Origin of the sequence: Rhodococcus sp. B10 (assembly GCF_011770055.1) — a bacterium.
Taxonomy (GTDB): Bacteria; Actinomycetota; Actinomycetes; order Mycobacteriales; family Mycobacteriaceae; genus Rhodococcoides; species Rhodococcoides kyotonensis_B.
This window is the reverse complement of sequence record NZ_JAAFYV010000005.1, coordinates 85,342-102,874: the sequence shown is the minus strand read 5'-3', so window position 1 is coordinate 102,874 and position 17,533 is coordinate 85,342. Positions and strand designations below refer to the sequence as shown.

Below are 17,533 nucleotides of genomic sequence, written 5' to 3'. Positions count from 1 at the left end.
CCGAGCAGATTTCGTTCATTGGAATAAACATCCCCGGCTACGCCGGGGGCCATAAGGAGAGTAAAACGACTCGCGAGACGCTCGAACCTGTGAAAAGCTGAGCGGCTCTCCTGCAGTGGGTGGGCGGAAGTGAGATGAAGCAATGAAGGACTGGCGCGACCATTACCCGGATCCGATAGATCCTGTCGAGGCGTTCGCTCGATTCGAGGAGCTATCGGCTCGAATCCTGAAGAACGAGGACCCTGTTGTAATCGCATCGAAAACGGGCGACGTCGTGTTGATGTCGGCGGCCGAATACCGCTCGACAATGGAGACGATGTGCCTCTTCTCGACTCCGGCCAACGCCAAGTGGTTGATCGAAAGCCTCGAGCAGGCGGATCGCGGCGAGTTCGAGACGTTCCCCTTCGAACGACGTGATGGAGGGGACCCAGTGTAACCGTTCGAAACGATCCACGTGAGATGCCCGAGCACCCTCGACCTTTCGGGCATCTCACGTGAGAGTTGTTACGAGAGTGCGATTTCGGCGCCGCCGGAGAACATGGAGTCGTGCACCTCCAGAGTCGTCGGGACGGCGTCGACCGGGATGTCGAACACGATCGTGACGTCCTGTGACAGACCCGGGTTGATGTCTCCGCCGATAGCAGTTTCGGACTCGAAGTTGATCGCAGCCATCGTGTCGTTCTCGAACTCACGGCCCTGAGCGTCGAACAGCTTCTGGTTGGAGCCGAAGTAGCTCTGCGCCTTGTCCGACGTATTCGTGACCGTGACGTGGACGAGCACGAACTGGCCCATCGCATCCTTCTGCAGGTACGGGTTGTCGCCGACGGTTGCGATGCCGGACTCGACGCCCGTCACGGTGAAGCCGAACTTGCCGTCGCGCACCTCTTCGCCGATGCCGGGAGCCGACTTGGTGGGGGCGGGAGCAGGAGCAGCGGCAACCGGTTCGACAGGCGCTGCGGGCGCAGCAGCGGCAGCCGGCACGGCCGGGGCAGCAGCCGAAGTGGACTGCGCCGTCGTCGTCGATTTGTCCTCGTCTTTCCCGCCGGCCATTCCGGCGATGATCAGGACGACGACAACACCACCGACGACCCACGGCCACTTGCGCTTCTTCTTTGCAGCAGGCGGCTGCGGCTGTGCGTAGGGCTGTCCCTGCGGAAAGCCCTGAGGCTGAGCGCCGTAGGGCTGCTGTGCGTACTGCGGATGACCACCGGGCTGGCCGAAGTGCTGCGGCTGGTTGGGGTCATTGGGGTAAGTCATGGTGTTCCTGATTCCTGTCGGGGTGTAGTTCCGCAGGGATATAAGACCTCGCGGTCGGAATGTTTCATTACGTCGGGAAGTTACTGCGTTTGAATGACAGTCAGCCTTGTGCTCTCTGTCGTCGAAACTCGACAGCAACGACTAGATCGGCGTTGGGTGCATCTAGCCGGTCATGGTCCACTGCGTCGTGGGCAACGCGCCCAACTAACATGCCTCCTATTCCGAGCAAGCCTCCATCTGTGCGGCAGTATCGGCATTGCTGATGCAGTCGAGCCCGGAGTCCAAGTCGTCAACCGCTCCGAAGACGATCGTGATTCCCCAGATGCCAAGGGCGATGGCGAGAACCGACACGACGATCCCGGAGATCGCAGTCTTCTTGTTGGTTGCCCTGTTTTTCCTCACTCTCGACAGACCGGCGAAACCGAGCGCCAAACCGATGATCCCCAGGATCAGACAGATGAAGCCGGTAAGCGGGATGATGCCGAACACCAGCCCTACGATGGCCAGGATCAGAGACGCCAGCCCGAAACCGTTCTTCTCGGGATTGACCGGCTGATGTTGGACGTACCCGTACTGGCCTCCATGCTGAGGCTGGCCGTACGCGGGTTGTGTTGGTCCATAGCCAGGTTGCCCCTGCTGGTAGCCGTTTGGATCGAAATTCTGGGCACCTTGGCCGGGACCAGCTGGGTAGTCAGGATTCGACATTGTTCATCCTTTCGAGTGATGTAGATCACATCGTCGGGTGTTTCATGTGCGTTACTAAGCACCCTGTGCTCGAGATGTCCACGCAGCGCTACATGAGCGCGGACCGCTGCTAGAGAAATCCCAGTAACACCCCCCTCACACAAGGGACGAAAACCAGAAATGGTCTACCCCTACCGTCGGAAACACGAAGGACGGACGGGGAGGTGACCGACAGTGTGGATCAATCGCATCGCCGCTGCCCTTGCGGTGTTGTCGGCGTACCTCCACCTCACGATGAACGACGCAGGGATCGCCATCGTTGCCATGGCCGTCCTGTGCCTGTTCTGCGCCGTCGACCTGTGGAGGTCACCGGGTAACCGCACCTGGGTGATGGTGGCTGCGTCGAGCGCCGGGATGCTGCTGGCGCATTCGTCGTTCCCATCCGGCCATCACCACACCGGCCACGCCGCGAGCCAACCGAACATGACGGCCGCGTCGGCCATCGCTGCAGCCGAGCTCGTGCTGGCGGCGTTCGTCGTCTTCGTCCGCACCCGCCGAGTCCCCGCCGAGTTTCGTCCCAACAGATTGCAGGAGCTTCGATGACCGACACGTTCGCGCCCGCCACCGTCCACCCGCTCGAGCCGCTGAGCCCGCAGGAGATTTCGCAGGCGTCGGCCATCGTGGTCCGCGAGCAGAACCTCACGCCATCCGCGCGTTTCGTGTACATCGAGCTGAACGAGCCGTCCAAAGAGCAGCTTCGTCAATCAGAGACGGACCGACGTGCCTTCATCGTCCTCCGTGACCGCGCTGCCCACGCCACGTTCGAAGCCATCGTCTCCCTCACCACCGACAGCGTCGTCAGCTACAACGAGATCGCCGATGCACAACCGCCCATCACGCTCGAAGAGTTCCTGCAGTGCGAGGACGTCATCAAGGCCGACCCGCGCTGGCAGGAGGCGATGATCAAGCGAGGCGTCACCGACTTCAGCCTCGCGATGGTCGACAAGTGGGCCAGCGGCCACACGATGGACGACGACAACCCCGGTGGCCGACGCCTCGCGCGTCCCCTGACGTTCGTCCGCAGCGAGGCACAGGAGAACGGCTACGCGCGACCCGTCGAAAACCTCGTCGTCACAGTCGATATGGACACGATGGAAGTCGTCGAGGTAGCCGACACCGGCGTCGTGCCGCTCCCCCAGTCACCCGGCAACTACCTGCCCGGATTCTACGAACGCCCCGGCAACGTACCGCACTACGCCGAGCAGCGGGCGCCGATGAAGACCATCGACATCACGCAGCCGGACGGACCGTCGTTCACGGTCGACGGCCACTACGTCGAATGGGCGAATTGGCGCCTGCGCGTGGGCTTCACACCCCGCGAGGGGCTCGTGCTGCACGACGTCAACTACGTCGATCGCGGCACCGTGAGACCGGTGATCCACCGCGCGTCGCTGTCCGAGATGTACGTGCCCTACGGCGATCCCGGCGACAGTCAATGGAACAAGAACGTCTTCGACGAGGGCGAATACGGACTCGGCGTGCTCGCGAATTCGCTTCAGCTGGGCTGCGATTGCCTCGGCGAGATCCACTATTTCGACGCGTATGTCAACGATCAGGACGGGCAGCCTATCGAGCTTCCGAACGCGATCTGCATGCACGAAGAGGACTACAGCATTGGGTGGAAGCACACCGACTTTCGAGACAACCTCGGACAGGTGCGACGCAATCGCCGCCTGGTCGTCTCGTTCTTCGCGACGGTCGGCAACTACGACTACGGGTTCTACTGGCACCTCTACCTCGACGGGTCGATCGAGTTCGAGATCAAACTGACGGGCATCATCTCCACCGGCGCGATCGAGCCCGGCCGGATTCCGGAGTTCGGCACCCTCGTCGCACCCGGTCTGTACGGGCCGCATCACCAGCACTTCTTCAGTGTTCGTTTGGACATGAAGGTCGATGGGGAGCGGAACAACCTGTACGAGCTGGAGGCAGAGGCCGTGCCCGTCGGACCGGAGAACCCGCACGGCAATGCGTGGCGACAGACCAAGCGACAGTTGACCACCGAGTCCGAGGCGCAACGCGTCGCCGACCCGTTGAAGGCGCGGACATGGCTGATTGCCAACGCCGACAAGAAGAACAAGCTCGGTGGGCATATCGGGTACAAGATCGAACCGTCGGGCGCCGTCGCATTGCCGCTCGCGCAGCCTGGTTCACAGCAAGCTCGCCGCGGCGGGTTCGCGACGAAGCACCTCTGGGCGACGCCCTACGCCGAACGTGAGCGCTACGCCGCCGGTGAATACGTGGCGCAGAACCCGGGGCACGACGGTCTCGAGAAGTACACCGAGCAGAACCGCTCACTGGAAGACGCCGACCTCGTCATCTGGCCGACGATTGCCGCGCATCACGTCGTGCGTCCCGAGGATTGGCCCGTCATGCCGGTCAGTCACGTCAGTCTGCACCTGAAGCCGACGGGATTCTTCGACGGTAACCCGATGCTCGACTTGGCCCCGGAAACCCCGAGGACCGGCGGTCATTGCTGTTAGGCGACTGCGTCACCCGTGAGTGGGAATGTGTAGCGGGCTATACATTCCCACGCACATGGGCGAAGCCCCTCACAGGCGCGTAGCGGTGCGCACCTTCAACCGCGTCCGATCCGCCCGGAACAGGTCCACCGAGTATTCGACGGGCCGCTCCTGCTGGTCGTACCCGATGCGCTCGAGCTTCAGGATCGGCGTTCCCGCCGGTTGACCCAGCAGCGACCCGACCGGTTGCGTGACCATGGCCAACTCGATGGACTCGTCGGCCATGCAGACCGAGATTCCAAGATTGCTGCGCAGCGTCTCGTACACCGAGTTCAATGGTGTCTCCAACACCGGCCCACAGATGCTCCCGCTGAGGTACATCTGCTCCAGCGACAGCGTGTCCCCGTCGGCAAATCGTAAGCGCAGCAACGACACAACGGGCCCGTCGCCGAGAACGCGAGCTGCGTCGGCCGACGGCGTCGTCATTCGCGCCGAGATTACCTTGGTACCGTCGCGAAAACCCTGCTCGTGCAACATCTGTGGGACGCCTTTGACCGTGTTCAGGCTTCGGAGCAGCCGACGGCTTTCGCACACCGACCATGCGCTTTCCGGCGACGGTGACCCCGGCGCGACGGACGTCAGATAGGCACCGCCTGCGCGCCCCTTCTGTCGACGAATCACGCCGTCGCGTTCGAGCTGGTCGAGCGCCTTGCGGACCGTCGTACGCGAGGTACCCAAACGCTCTGCCAACTCCCGCTCGGGCGGCAGTCGGGCAACCGATCGCTGCTCGAGCTCGTCGACAAGACGCAGCAAAGCGGCATGGGTGTGTTCCCTCAACAGCACCAGCCCACCTCCTTCGATCACGTCAGGACAATTTAACCCGCCTCCACACCCCGAAATGACCATCTACCAGCAGATTTACACACGATTAACACTGCCGGCGGTTTACGTCATCTCATTCCGGACTCGTGTTACACGCAGTTCACACGCGATGAGTAAAACCAGAAATGGTCTACGCGGATCGTTACCCGTGTTCGGAAAGTACGAGCCCACTACAACTATTCACGCACGGGCGGCGAAGCCGCACAAGGGAGGCACCACTGTGGAAGATTCACGGTCGGCGCGCGCCGCACTCGGCGTCGAGCTCGCCCGCTCGGCCGGTGAGATCGCACGCCGCTGGTTCGATACGTCGGCCTTGACGGTCGAGGCGAAACAGGACGGTTCCCCTGTTACGCAAGCGGATCGGGAGATCGAACAGCACATCCGCGCCGAAGTCACCAAGCACTACCCCGACGACAGCTTCCTCGGCGAAGAGTTCGGCGAAACAGAAGGAACATCGGGCTACCGCTGGATCGTCGACCCGATCGACGGCACCAAGTCCTTCGTTCACGGAGTTCCGTTGTACGCCAACCTGATCGCGTTGGAAGAGAACGGCACCGTCGTCGCGGGCGTCATCAACCTACCCAGCGCCGAGGTGCTCATGCACGCCGAGCGGGGCAAGGGTTGCTTCAAAAACGGCCGGCAAGTGCACGTGTCGGACAAAACGGAACTCGACGGCGCCTACGTCATGGCGACGTGGCTCGAGGACTGGCATCCCGACGCGCTGATCGACCTCCAGTCCGCCGGAGCTGTCGTCCGCACCTGGGGCGACGCGTACGGCTACATGATGGTCGCGAGCGGCCAGGCCGAAGCGATCGTCGACTACACCACGCAGGCTTACGATCTCGCCCCCATGCCGGTCATCATCGAAGAAGCCGGCGGCACGTTCACCTCGCTCGACGGAGTGCGAGAGTTCGACGGAGGCAACGGCATTGCCTCCAACGGAGCAGTCCACGACTCGGTTCTCAAAATAGTCAACCAAGGATGACGCACATGAAAGAGTACATTCGCGGCCTCGACCGGAGGACGATCACCACGTTCTTCGGCGGCATCTACGCACTCGCTCTGCTCTTCGCTCTGTTCCCGCCGCTCTACATGTGGGGCAGCGGAATTCGTTTCGAGATCCTCGGCATTCCGTTCTCCATCATGTACTGGCTGATCAACGGGCTCGTCCTCGGATTCACCCTCTGGGGCCTCTACATCGTCGAGGACATCCGCGGCGAACTCGACGAGGACCTCCTCCCCGCTACCGCACCCCTGTCTGGAGAATGACATGTTGATCATGCTGGGAATGCTGGCGGTCTTCTACGCCATCGTCATCTTCATCCTCTACACCACGCAACAGAAGACGAGCCCATCGTTCGACGAGTATTCCGTCGGCGGCCGCAGCTACGGCCCCTGGTACGTCGCGATGAGCTACGTCAACTCGTGGTGGCCCGGTTCGGTGTTCATCGCCTTCTTCGGATTGGCCAGCGGCGCAGGCGTGTTCGGTCTCTACGGTCTCGCCTACTCCAGCCTCGGCGTCGCGATGATGTACTTCATGGCCACCCGCGCCTGGCGTTGGGGCGCGAAGTACAACCTCCGCTCGCAGCCCGACCTGCTGGGCCTGCGCTTCAACTCGCGCGGCACCAAGATCGTCGCCAGCGCCATCGGTATCGTCTCGCTGTTCCCGTGGGTCGTCCTCGGCATGCAGGCACTCGGCGAGGTCTTCCAGGTTGCGACGGCCGGCGCATGGTCCGTCACCACGTGCCTGTTCGTCGGACTCGCAGTCATCGTCATCCGCCAGTACTGGACCGTCAAGATGGGCATGCGCGGCCTGATCATGACCGACATGTTCCAGGGCCTCGTCGCGTACGTCTTCTCCGCGGCGCTCTGCCTGATCCTGCTGTCCGGTGTCGCCGGCGGCCCGATCAGCTTCGCCACCTTGGGGGACGTCGCCGACGAGTACCTGCGCGTCCCCGGTGACGGCGACGCCTACGGCCCGTTCTACCTATTCGCACTCATCTTCACCGGCGTCGTCGGATCGCTCTGCTGGCCCACGAGCTTCCAGCGCATCTACACCGCCGCCAGCGTCCGCGCCGTGAAGTCCGGCACCATCCGCACCGTCCTGATCTCCGGTGTCTTCTACTCGCTGCTCATGCTCGTCGGCATCGCCGGCTCGGTCATGGTCGGCGTCGCCGACTCGCCACAGACCGGCTGGTTCACCATCATGGAAAGCTACGGCGGCACATGGCTTCTCGGCCTCGGCGCCTGCATGGTGTTCGCAGCGTCCATGGGCCACATCGACGGCAGCGTTCAGGTGTGCGGCCTGCAGATCGCCAACGACCTCGTCAACTCCGAGAAGCGTCCCCTGACCGACAGTCAGCTCACCAAGGTCGCCAAGGGAAGCATGCTCGCGTTCATGGCTCTGGCCGCCATCGTCGCCTACGCCACGTTCAACATGACGCGGCTGCAACTCCTCGCGCAGATCTCGTACCAGGGCGTCGTCCAGCTTGCCGTTCCTCTGTTCCTCGGCGTCGTCTGGCGCGGCGGCAACGGTAAGGGCGCGGTCGCCGGCATGATCAGCGGCTTCGTCACCGCTCTCGTCCTCACCGCGATCTACCCCGACGACATCCCCGGCCTCGGCAGCCTCACCGGCGGCGTCGTCGGCATGGCCGTCAACCTCGCTGTCTTCCTCATCGTCTCCAAGGCGACCGGAACGACGGACGAGGAGAAGGCGCGCGTCGACGCAATGTTCGAGGTCGGCAAGCGCCCCACCCGCACCGCACCCGCTGATCTGTCCACGGAAGGACAGATCCAGGAAATCGCCTCACCGGAGAAAATTTGATGACCTTTCTCGACGACTTCACGACCATGTCCTCGTTCGGCGCCACCGCAGCAGGTGGCGTCGACCGGCAGGCAGCGACCACGGAAGACGGTCTGACCAGGCGGTTCCTCGCCGACTGGTTCGACCGGCACGGCCTCACCACCGTGGTCGATCCCGTCGGCAACATGTACGGGGCCATCGAGTTCGTACCCGGCGCCCCGTACGTGCTCGTCGGCTCGCATCTCGACAGCCAGCCGACGGCCGGAAAGTTCGACGGCGCCTACGGTGTCCTCGCCGCCGCCCACGCCGCCCGAGAGATCGCGGACCGCGTCGAACAAGGTTCTCTGACTCCGCAATTCAACGTTGCAGCCGTCAACTGGTTCAACGAGGAGGGTTCGCGATTCTCCCCCAGTGTCATGGGAAGCGGGGTGTACATCGGCAAGTTCGACGTCGAGGACACCTTGAACATCACCGACAGGGCTGGCGTCACCATCCGAGAGGCACTGTCCGACATCGGTTTCCACGGTGACGGCACTCCGCCCCCCGCCGCGTTCTACGCCGAGATTCACATCGAACAGGGCCCCATCCTCGAGAAGGAAGACACCACGATCGGGATCGTGACGGCCAACTGGGCGGCGCGGAAGTACACGATCACCGTGCACGGCGAGCAATCACACACGGGTGCAACGCATATGGCACTGCGTCACGACGCATTAGTAGGTGCCAGCAAGCTCGTCGTCGCCGCCAGAGAACTCACGACGAAGTTCGACGACGGACTCCTTCTCGCGTCCGTCGGCCAGTTCGACGTTGAGCCCAACTCGCCCATCGTGGTTCCGTCGAAAGTCACGATGGCGATCGACATCCGGTCGTCGGATCCCGACGTCCTCGAGCAGGCGCACGCGATGCTGCTCGACGCGATCGAGCAGGAAACCGAGGTGCAGGTCAGCATCGACACCTCGTCGCTGCGGCCGTCGACCAGCTATCAGAGCGAGGGGGTCGAACTTGCCGAGAAAGCCGCCACCGACCTGGGCCTGTCGTATCGACGCATGCTGACGATGGCCGGCCACGACTCGGTGAACATGAAGGACATCGTGCCGACGGTCATGCTGTTCGTCCCCAGCGTCGACGGCATCTCTCACAGCGAGAAGGAGCTGACGCACGACGACGACATGGTCGACGGCGTGCGGATGCTCACCGAAACCGTGGCTCGCTTGGTCCGTGGCGACATCGCGACCAGTTCGTAGAAGGATCTTCCGTTGACCAATCCACTGCTGACCAAGACCACCGCGGAGCTCCGTGCGAGCTTCGCGAGTGGCGAGTCGACCCCAAACGACGTCCTCGACGCCACGCTCGACCACATCGCGACGACGAATCCGTTGATCAACGCGATCGCGTACATCGACGAGCCCGGTGCCAGGAAGGCCGCCCAGGACGCGACCGACCGGCTTCGGACCGGACGCGCGCTGTCCGATCTCGACGGCATTCCCGTCACGATCAAAGACAGCATTCACGCCGTCGGTATGCCGTGGCGGCACGGTGTGCAAGCGAATGCGGACCTGCCGATGTCGACCGTCGACGCTCCCCCGGCTGCGCGGCTTAAGGAGGCGGGCGCGGTCGTCGTCGGCAAGACCACGATGCCCGACATGGGCATGATGGCCGCAGGCGTCAGCTCCCTGTACGGGATCACGCGGAACCCGTGGGATCTCACCCGCAACACCGGCGGGTCGAGTTCCGGCGCGGGAGCTAGCTTAGCTTCGGGCATCGGATTCGGTTCTGTCGGTTCCGATATCGCCGGGTCGGTCCGGTTGCCGGCCGGTCATTGCGGGCTGGTCGCATTGAAGCCGACGCAGGGACGCGTCCCGCATCTCGCGCCGTCGACGATGCGGTCCGCCGGACCCATGGCCCGCACCGTCGACGACCTCATCGATCTGTATCGCGTCATCACCCGCCCCGATCCGCGGGACACCTGGAGCCTGCCCTACGAGGACACCGCCGACATACACGCGCCTATCAGCCCTGCCGGACTTCGCATCGGCGTCATGCTCGACATGGGCTACGGCACAACCATTTCCGACGACGTACTCCCCGTCGTTCGTTCTGCAGCAAGCCATCTGCAGGCAGCGGGTGCCGTTGTCGCCGAGATGCCGCCGATCTTCGGTGAGGATCCGTACCCGGCTCTCGATCGACTGTTCCAAGTACGAGCTCGGACGGAGTGGGAGTCGATTCCGGAAGCGCGTCGGTCCGAGGTGCTCCCAGCCGTCGCCGTCTGGGCCTCCGGGGCGGCGAAATACACTGCCGCGCAGTTCTCTCGGGATACCGACGCGGTGATGCGTGCACAGGAGATCGTGCGGGCGAAGACGGGTGAGTTCGACTTCGTGATCAGCCCGGTGATTCCGACGATCGGGTTCGGTGCCGAAGCGGTCGGGCTCGATGCTGCACAGCCGTTGGCGCACTGCAGTTTCACGGCGTGGTTCAACCAGACGGCGCAGCCTGCGTCGTCGATCTGCTTCGGTTTCGCCGAGCAGATGCCCATCGGGATTCAGGTCGCCGGGCCACGTTTCGCCGACCAAGCGGTGCTGCGGCTGACGAAATGGCTCGAAGGTGCACGCGAATTCGACATGGCTTGGCCGACGGATGTCGCGGCAGAGAAGATCGGAGCAAGTGCATGACAGTACGAGAGACTCTGAGCCAGTTGGGTATCTGGAATGCCGCCGACGTGTCGCTCGATCCCGCGACAACGATGGCAAGCCCGAGCTGGTGGGGTGCTGATTCCGAGCGGTACTCGGCGCGGTCCACCGTGCCCAACGCCTCCGCCGGTTCTGCGGCGTTCGTGAAGGTCATGGAGCCGCATGCGCGGGACTACGTCGACCTCGTATCGTCGTTCGCAGCCGCTACCGCAGCCGGCGACGCCGGCATCGGGCCGACGGTCTTCATCTCTGACGCCGAGTCGGGCGTGCTGGTCATGGAGGACTTCACCGGTGCCTCCTCGACCGCAACGCTCGATCTGTTCGACGACGATGCGGTCGTCGAGAAACTCGTTGCGCTGCGCAAGTCCGTGCACGGTTTGGGCGGTGTGACGCGTCGGGCATCGGTGTTCGACGACATCGCCGCGATCCGCGCGTTGATCGCCCAGGTCGGTGGCGTGTTGCCTGCCGACTTCGTCTGGATGACGCGCACTCTCGCGCCCGCCCAGGCGCGCATCGAGGCAGCCGGCTACGACCTCGTCCCCTGCCACGGCGACGGCAACGTGTCGAACGTGCTGGTACTGGACGACGGCAGCTTCAAGTTGGTCGACTGGGATGTCGCGGCTTTGATGGATCCGCTGCAGGACATCGGTGTGTTGTTGGCGGAGCTCCGGCCGTTCGACTCCGATGCGCGCGAGGTGTTCGAGATGGCGTGGGGGTCGTTCGACAGTGCGCTGTTCGACCGCGCCCGCATTTACGGCATCGCCGACTCGCTGCGCTGGGCGCTGATCGGCCTGTACGCCGACGCCGTTCGCCCCGGCACGCATGAGTATTCGAAGTTCTCCGACTGGCAGTTCCTCCGCGCGCGAGCGGGCCTGCGCGATCCGCATTTCGACGACCGTATCCGAAACATCTGAGGTGACCATGAACGACATCGCGATCGGATCCGCCCGCACCGAAGCCGAGCGGCAGGTCGAGAAGGCTCTGGCGTCCATTCCTGAGTGGGAAGGCTTGGGGATGACCTACTCCCCCGTGCCCGGTGGGCTGATGAACAGCAACTGGCGCATCACCGTCGAGGGGAAATCGAAGCGTTACTTCATGAAACTGCCGGGTAGCGGGACGGATTCGTTCATCGACCGTTCGCTCGCGAACGAGGCTGCCCGACGCGCCGGTGCTCTGGGTATCGGTCCGGAGGTGGTGCTGTTCGATCCGGTCACCGGTGTCGAGGTGATCGAGTTCCTGGAAGGCTATCGGGCCTGCACGAACGGTGACCTGAAGCGGCCGGAGATTCCTCTGGGGATGATCGATGTGTATCGGACGTTGCATTCGGGCAGCAAGCTGAGCGTGACGAAGACGATCTTCGACATGATCGACGAGCATCTTGAGCAGGTCGCCGAGCTGGGTGTGCGACTCCCGCGCGATGCCGAAGTGATTCTGACCGAGTACCGGCAGGTCAAGGCGGCGATGTTGGCGGGCGGCTTGGATCTGGTTGCGTGCCATAACGACCCGATGCCCGGGAACATTCTCATCGGTGACGGCATTCCGATGAAGTTGGTGGACTACGAGTTCGCGTCGAACAATGACCGGGCCTACGAGCTGGCCGTCTTGGTCACCGAGATGTTCTACGGCGAGCAGCAGATCATGGAGTTGATCGAGGAGTTCTTCGGCCGGGCGGAGTGGTCCATGGTCTCACGGGTCCAGGTGTGCAGCTTCCTCGCCGACGTTAAATGGGGACTCTGGGGATGTGTGAACCACAAGCTCTCCGACGCCTGGGACTTCGACTACCACAAATATGGGTCGTGGAAGTTGGCCAGGGCGAGAATTAAGATGGGTGATCCGAGGTGGGGGTTCTGGGTGCACAACTTCTAGTCATTTAACAGTTGCGCCGCTTCGACAACTTGATCTTGGCCACCGAACGGACCTTGCCAACTCCTCACGGTCACTCGAAAAGTGCGCCTGGAATATCAAATAATAGCACACCAGGTCACACTTAGAATCCCTTCACAGCGGCCGCAGATGTGCAACTAACCGTCGCCGTCGCCCGCAGCACAGCCCAACTCGATTTCCAGGCTCTGGCCTACGCTACATTTGATTCCAAGCGTTTCAAACCCAGTAGGGCAGTGCCAGACCTGGGCAGTTGGCTAGAGTTCAGCCGCATCCTAGCCTCATTCGCAAAGCTAGCAGCATTTGCCTGTAAGTATTGAACACATCTATTCATTTCGCAATCCATCCACGACTGCAGAATAGCCGAATCTAGATCGGCAACTCGAATATGAACTTTGGCGGCTGCTAGACCTCTGACGTGTACCAGGAGGCTAAAGCCGACTTCAGGCAGTTCCTTTGCGATGCCACCTGCCTGCTTTCGAATTGCAAGTGAACAATCTATTAAGCTTTTTAGTCCGTAGGCCGCTTGCTCCGACTCTAGCTCGTACGGGAACCCATCGAGCAAACTGAGAAGCGAAAGCCCTAACCCCAACTGCGGTTCATCATTCCTCCTTGCCAACTGCGAATACTCGTTCAAGAAAATACGCAGAACACTACTAGTGTCATCAAAAGAGTCTAGATTCTGGGCAAGAGTGCCGAAGTTCTCAAAGGATCCCGCTGCGGCGAAGGCACGCGTTTGCGATGCGTAGTTTATGCGAGCTTGCAATAAGGCAGGATAACCAGCTACAGCTCCGGTAGCCGCCGCTCGAATCTCCGCCTCGTCTTTCAGCAGTTTCCCGATCAAGAAAGCGTCACGGTACTCATCAAGATTTACTTCGCGATCGCGTTTGCACGCCGCTCCCGCTTTAGCCACAACCATACATATGTGCGACATTCGCAGGCGCGTTCGCAAATCTTCCACGACTACTCGTGCAATCGACTGGTGTCTCGCATAAACGCGATTTCCCGCCAGCGAAATAAGCGCTTCACGACCGAGAATTTTGAGGATTTTTGCATCAAACAGTAGGTCTTCCGACGGGATCATTTTATTGATCACAGCACGCGACAATCCGCGCGAGAGGTTGCCATTGCGATCGAACATGTCCTGCATCAAGCAAATCGCCCCGAATACATCAGCAATCGTAACGTCCACCTCGTTCGACGCAGGAATTCGCATTAATTTGTCGACCAGATCGACTATTCGCTCTCGGAGACCCTGAGTAAAACGCACGTCCAAGACCGCACCCATGAGAGTGTCGTCTGCGACACCGTCTAAACTTGAGGCGGACGCTTGCAAACGCGTCGAGTAACGACTCACCACTTGATTCTTCGCGTCTTCCTCAATCTGGCCAAGTAACCCTTTTTCTACCCAGGACGACGCAATCGCATGCGCATCGGAATCTTTCAGACCATGGAATATGACCACCTCAAGCTCGGTGTGGACGGATGCGGCTCTGGGCCACCAAAGCCTATCTTGACTCGCTAACAAGAACGCGACACCACTCCCTGTACCAGCCCAGGCTCTGCGCGAAGAGCCGATACTGTCGGCGACCAAATCCGCATCGTCAACGCAGAGACATATCTTGCCGTACCTTTGCCTCGCCTCAGAAATCCATTCAGCAGTGAGTTGAGGCGCACCAGCCTCCCGCCAAAAAAATGTCCATTCTTCTTCAAACAATGAAGCCGCTTGCAGCGCAACTTGTTTCAGCGCAATTGACTTTCCCTCTCCCATTGGTCCAATCGCAACCGCGCCCCCACCACCACCAGATTCTAATACTTTACGAAGCTCACCAAGTAATTCTTGGCCACTTTCGAGCAATGGCCATTCTTCGAATACGGCGTCTTTCCACTGCGGTTGACCACCGTCTGCAAACGTCAGTCTATTGTCATCGGCGTTCCCATCGATTTTAACGGGGAGTCGAAAGTACCCTGGCGGACCGACAAGAGGTTCGCCATTGGTTCCACTGTCTGCAATCGCACCACTAAACAGCTCTAGCGCATCTATTCCAACGTATAGTGTGAATCCAGAACGACCATCTAACGAACCTAGAATCTCATTGTCAAGAGACTTTGTCGGATCTGCATCGTAAGCGGCCCAGCATAGCTCGCTATCGTAAAGGTCGTCCTCTTTGATGCATTCCTCCAGCGAAGACATGAACGCGTCGCGCCAACCTCCATAACCCACCGCCAGAATCAGAGCGTTCTGAAACATGTTCCGCACCAAGCGTGAAACGGCCGGCCGCGCTCGGGTTAATTGCGAAATAGTGTTAAGCGAGACGTTTGAACGCCAGAATCCATGAATATGCAAGATTTGACATGCGGTCTTTTCTGAGAGCTGCTCAGCATTCGGCACCGTGTCGAAGGATATGGGAACGGCTTCCGCAGATACCCCAATCTGACGCAGCGCGATTTCGATAAACGGATCGAAATTGGTAGTCACAATCGGGCCTCTTACGAGATCGGGAAGCCCGGCATAAAATTCAGCAAACCTTGCAGTAGCCTGCGGAATTTTCCAATCATGGTCCCGCTCGATCAATTTAGCGAACCCGATGTCGTTAATCGCCCTGGACTTTTCTTCGCGCGAGATCGACGTACAACAATCAAGCACCGACTCTCGAATTACCCGCTGCACCGCCTTGTCGCCCATTTGGTTTTTGAGAATTGCGGCGGCATTCTGGTACCCCAGGCCTGTGCCTATTAGAGGCGTTACTCGCTCGTCGAATCTAGCGCGACCTGCGGTAGACAGCATGTTACGAAACCGGAGAGTTAGGTCCTCGACTCCGGGCATGAATTCTACACTCAGTCCAGACCCTAAGATGATGACTAGTTTTTGATCGTCTTGCTGCGCTACAGCAGAAAGTCGAGCTGTTAAATCAACAACGTCGGGATACTCGAAGTCCACTGCGCTCTCCTGACTGCGACGTAACTCTGGGCTAGGCGATTCTAGTCACGGGAAACTGACCACGCGGTGCGACACACCGGCACGACTCACGTATGGATGAAATAGGTCTTAGCGCATTGCAACGCGCTGCCTCGCATACCCACCGGTGCTGGACTGGCTGTCGGATCTCACAGCAACCGATTCCGCTCGAAGCCGATGTGGCAAGCCCCTTGGTTCACGGCCGCAGACGGTCAGCGTACGCCGCGGTCGTGAGGTAACCAGCTCTTCCGGAGATGACGTGCAAGTGAGGGCGCGGTAGGCCCCGTTGGGTGGCGTGTCGTTGTGCTGAAGCGGGCCCCCGGAGTCCGAAGATGAAGGTTCCTACACGAACACCTTCGATCACCGGGGAGCCCTGCGTCCGAGAATACTGTCATCGTCGGCTCTGTCGTTGCAGACACGATCATGCGCACCGTCGAATTGGGTGTCACGATCGGCGACGCGGCGATCGACGGCGACACCACCGTCGTGTTCTGCGAGCTCATCACCTCTGGACCGGATCGGTGCCCTGGGTGCGGCACCGCCGGGAGGTACCGGGACCGTATCGAACGCAGAGTCGTCGACGTGCCCGTCGCCGGGCACCCACTACAGTTGCGGGTGCGCGTCCCCCGCTACCTGTGCACCGACGCCTCGTGCATACGGGAAGTGTTCTGTCACAACACCGATCGCCTCGCTCGGCCAGGATGGTCCACAACTCGCCGTTGCGCGAAGTACGTCATGCGTAGGCTGATGTCGGACCACACCACCGTCGCTGCGATCGCCCGTGAACTGGGTCTGTCGTGGGACACCGTCAACGATCGCAATCGATGCCACCACCGCACTCGTCGCCGCGGACACCGCTCGCTTCGATGACGTGCGGGTGATCGGGGTCGATGAGCACCGGTGGGCGCACACTCGCCGCGCGGCCGGCGACGGGTTCGTCACCGTGATCGTGGACCTGACTCCAGTCGTGGAGGGATCCGGGCCTGCGCGGTTGCTGGACCTGGTGCCCGGCCGGGCTGCTGCCGCGCTCACCGGGTGGCTCGACAGCGCACTCCTGCGTTCCGGACCGGGGTGAAAGTAGTGGCGATGGATGGGTTCGGCGGGTACAAGACTGCCGCTCTCACCGCAGTTCCGGACGCGATCGCGGTGATGGACCCGTTTCACGTCGTCGCACTCGCCGGGACGAAGCTCGACCTGTGCCGCCAGCGGGTGCAGCAGGACACGTGCGGGCACCGCGGCCGCACAGGGGACCCGCTCTACCGCACCCGGCGTATCCTGCGGACACGGCATTCGCTGCTGTCCGAGCGCCAAACTGCCCGTCTGTTAGCAACATTCGCCGATCCGAACCATATTCCGGTGGAGGTGACGTGGTCGGTGTATCAGCGGTCGATTTCTGCGTACGGGCAACCCGACCCGAAACGGGGATACCGAATTCTGACTCGATTGATCGACACGATCCGCATCGGCGTCCCGGACGGCCTCGAGGAGCTCGCCCAGCTCGGCCGCACGCTGCACAGACGGCGCGCGGACATCCTGGCGTACTTCACCCACCGTGCGTCGAACGGGCCGACCGAAGCGATCAACGGCCGGCTAGAAGCATTACGCCGCAACTGCCTCGGATTCCGGAACCTCACCCACTACCGCATCCGATCACTGCTGCACTGCGGCAACCTCACCCGAGCACTCGGTGCACTCTAAAACCGGAAGAGCCACTAAAAGGCGACCTTGGGCAATCGGCATCGCCACTCGTCGCTCGGCTACCTCACACCGGCGCGTGGGTCCCTCCCGCTTGCGGGGGCGTACGCTGCGCAATGCGCCCACAACCACCAACCGGTCGAGGGTTTCGAGATCGACTGAA

The 17,533-nt window shown here is 61.5% G+C and carries 14 protein-coding genes and 1 pseudogene; 11 read left to right on the top strand and 4 right to left on the bottom strand.

What is annotated here, in order from left to right; all coding sequences use genetic code 11:
* The first annotated feature begins 142 nt into the window (after window positions 1–142).
* Window positions 143–436 carry a type II toxin-antitoxin system Phd/YefM family antitoxin gene (locus RhoFasB10_RS05035; protein ID WP_167675418.1) on the top strand — a complete coding sequence of 98 codons (294 nt, stop codon included), beginning with the start codon at window positions 143–145 and terminating at the stop codon, window positions 434–436.
* A 68-nt stretch (window positions 437–504) separates the two neighbouring features.
* Here the strand turns inward: RhoFasB10_RS05035 and RhoFasB10_RS05030 are convergent, their stop codons facing one another.
* The gene (locus RhoFasB10_RS05030) at window positions 505–1,257 is read right to left on the bottom strand and encodes a DUF4352 domain-containing protein (protein WP_167675416.1); all 753 of its coding nucleotides are present in this window, start codon (window positions 1,255–1,257) and stop codon (window positions 505–507) included.
* Between the two features lie 216 nt (window positions 1,258–1,473).
* Entirely contained in the window at window positions 1,474–1,962 is a 489-nt protein-coding gene (locus RhoFasB10_RS05025) for a DUF4190 domain-containing protein (RefSeq protein ID WP_167675414.1), read from the bottom strand.
* 213 nt (window positions 1,963–2,175) lie between these two features.
* On the opposite strand from RhoFasB10_RS05025, the gene RhoFasB10_RS05020 reads away from it, so the two are divergent.
* On the top strand, window positions 2,176–2,544 hold the full coding sequence (locus RhoFasB10_RS05020; RefSeq protein ID WP_167675412.1) for a hypothetical protein: 369 nt from the start codon (window positions 2,176–2,178) through the stop codon (window positions 2,542–2,544).
* Window positions 2,541–4,484: a primary-amine oxidase gene (locus RhoFasB10_RS05015; protein ID WP_167675410.1), complete on the top strand. Its 1,944-nt coding sequence runs from the start codon at window positions 2,541–2,543 to the stop codon at window positions 4,482–4,484. The genes RhoFasB10_RS05020 and RhoFasB10_RS05015 overlap by 4 nt, the downstream gene beginning before the upstream one ends.
* Window positions 4,485–4,553: 69 nt before the next feature.
* Here the strand turns inward: RhoFasB10_RS05015 and RhoFasB10_RS05010 are convergent, their stop codons facing one another.
* A complete protein-coding gene (locus tag RhoFasB10_RS05010; RefSeq protein WP_167675407.1) occupies window positions 4,554–5,327 on the bottom strand; it encodes a GntR family transcriptional regulator in 774 nt (257 codons plus the stop codon).
* A gap of 238 nt (window positions 5,328–5,565) precedes the next feature.
* On the opposite strand from RhoFasB10_RS05010, the gene RhoFasB10_RS05005 reads away from it, so the two are divergent.
* From RhoFasB10_RS05005 to RhoFasB10_RS04975, 7 genes are read left to right on the top strand one after another with little or no spacing between them, the layout of a single operon-like run.
* A complete protein-coding gene (locus RhoFasB10_RS05005; RefSeq protein WP_167675405.1) occupies window positions 5,566–6,330 on the top strand; it encodes an inositol monophosphatase family protein in 765 nt (254 codons plus the stop codon).
* A gap of 5 nt (window positions 6,331–6,335) precedes the next feature.
* Window positions 6,336–6,614 (top strand): hypothetical protein, encoded by a 279-nt coding sequence (locus tag RhoFasB10_RS05000; protein WP_068430596.1) that lies wholly within the window; start codon window positions 6,336–6,338, stop codon window positions 6,612–6,614.
* Between the two features lies 1 nt (window position 6,615).
* A complete protein-coding gene (locus RhoFasB10_RS04995) occupies window positions 6,616–8,169 on the top strand; it encodes a sodium:solute symporter family protein (RefSeq protein WP_167675403.1) in 1,554 nt (517 codons plus the stop codon).
* Window positions 8,169–9,392 (top strand): M20 family metallo-hydrolase, encoded by a 1,224-nt coding sequence (locus tag RhoFasB10_RS04990; protein ID WP_167675401.1) that lies wholly within the window; start codon window positions 8,169–8,171, stop codon window positions 9,390–9,392. The genes RhoFasB10_RS04995 and RhoFasB10_RS04990 overlap by 1 nt, the downstream gene beginning before the upstream one ends.
* Before the next feature lie 12 nt (window positions 9,393–9,404).
* Window positions 9,405–10,817 (top strand): amidase, encoded by a 1,413-nt coding sequence (locus RhoFasB10_RS04985; RefSeq protein ID WP_167675399.1) that lies wholly within the window; start codon window positions 9,405–9,407, stop codon window positions 10,815–10,817.
* A complete protein-coding gene (locus RhoFasB10_RS04980; RefSeq protein WP_068430416.1) occupies window positions 10,814–11,749 on the top strand; it encodes a phosphotransferase in 936 nt (311 codons plus the stop codon). The genes RhoFasB10_RS04985 and RhoFasB10_RS04980 overlap by 4 nt, the downstream gene beginning before the upstream one ends.
* Before the next feature lie 7 nt (window positions 11,750–11,756).
* Window positions 11,757–12,701: a choline/ethanolamine kinase family protein gene (locus RhoFasB10_RS04975; protein WP_068430593.1), complete on the top strand. Its 945-nt coding sequence runs from the start codon at window positions 11,757–11,759 to the stop codon at window positions 12,699–12,701.
* 208 nt (window positions 12,702–12,909) lie between these two features.
* On the opposite strand, the gene RhoFasB10_RS04970 is transcribed toward RhoFasB10_RS04975, so the two are convergent.
* Window positions 12,910–15,657 (bottom strand): SIR2 family protein, encoded by a 2,748-nt coding sequence (locus RhoFasB10_RS04970; RefSeq protein ID WP_084423935.1) that lies wholly within the window; start codon window positions 15,655–15,657, stop codon window positions 12,910–12,912.
* 441 nt (window positions 15,658–16,098) lie between these two features.
* Here RhoFasB10_RS04970 and RhoFasB10_RS04965 point away from each other — a divergent pair.
* A pseudogene (locus tag RhoFasB10_RS04965) lies at window positions 16,099–17,373 on the top strand (ISL3 family transposase).
* Window positions 17,374–17,533: the final 160 nt, after the last annotated feature.

Excerpts from the sequence above, each read along its gene's own strand:
- RhoFasB10_RS05035 (WP_167675418.1), top strand. The coding sequence starts at position 143 with ATGAAGGACTGGCGCGACCATTACCCGGATCCGATAGATCCTGTCGAG.
- RhoFasB10_RS05030 (WP_167675416.1), bottom strand. The coding sequence starts at position 1,257 with ATGACTTACCCCAATGACCCCAACCAGCCGCAGCACTTCGGCCAGCCC.
- RhoFasB10_RS05025 (WP_167675414.1), bottom strand. The coding sequence starts at position 1,962 with ATGTCGAATCCTGACTACCCAGCTGGTCCCGGCCAAGGTGCCCAGAAT.
- RhoFasB10_RS05015 (WP_167675410.1), top strand. The coding sequence starts at position 2,541 with ATGACCGACACGTTCGCGCCCGCCACCGTCCACCCGCTCGAGCCGCTG.
- RhoFasB10_RS05000 (WP_068430596.1), top strand. The coding sequence starts at position 6,336 with ATGAAAGAGTACATTCGCGGCCTCGACCGGAGGACGATCACCACGTTC.
- RhoFasB10_RS04995 (WP_167675403.1), top strand. The coding sequence starts at position 6,616 with ATGTTGATCATGCTGGGAATGCTGGCGGTCTTCTACGCCATCGTCATC.
- RhoFasB10_RS04990 (WP_167675401.1), top strand. The coding sequence starts at position 8,169 with ATGACCTTTCTCGACGACTTCACGACCATGTCCTCGTTCGGCGCCACC.
- RhoFasB10_RS04980 (WP_068430416.1), top strand. The coding sequence starts at position 10,814 with ATGACAGTACGAGAGACTCTGAGCCAGTTGGGTATCTGGAATGCCGCC.
- RhoFasB10_RS04975 (WP_068430593.1), top strand. The coding sequence starts at position 11,757 with ATGAACGACATCGCGATCGGATCCGCCCGCACCGAAGCCGAGCGGCAG.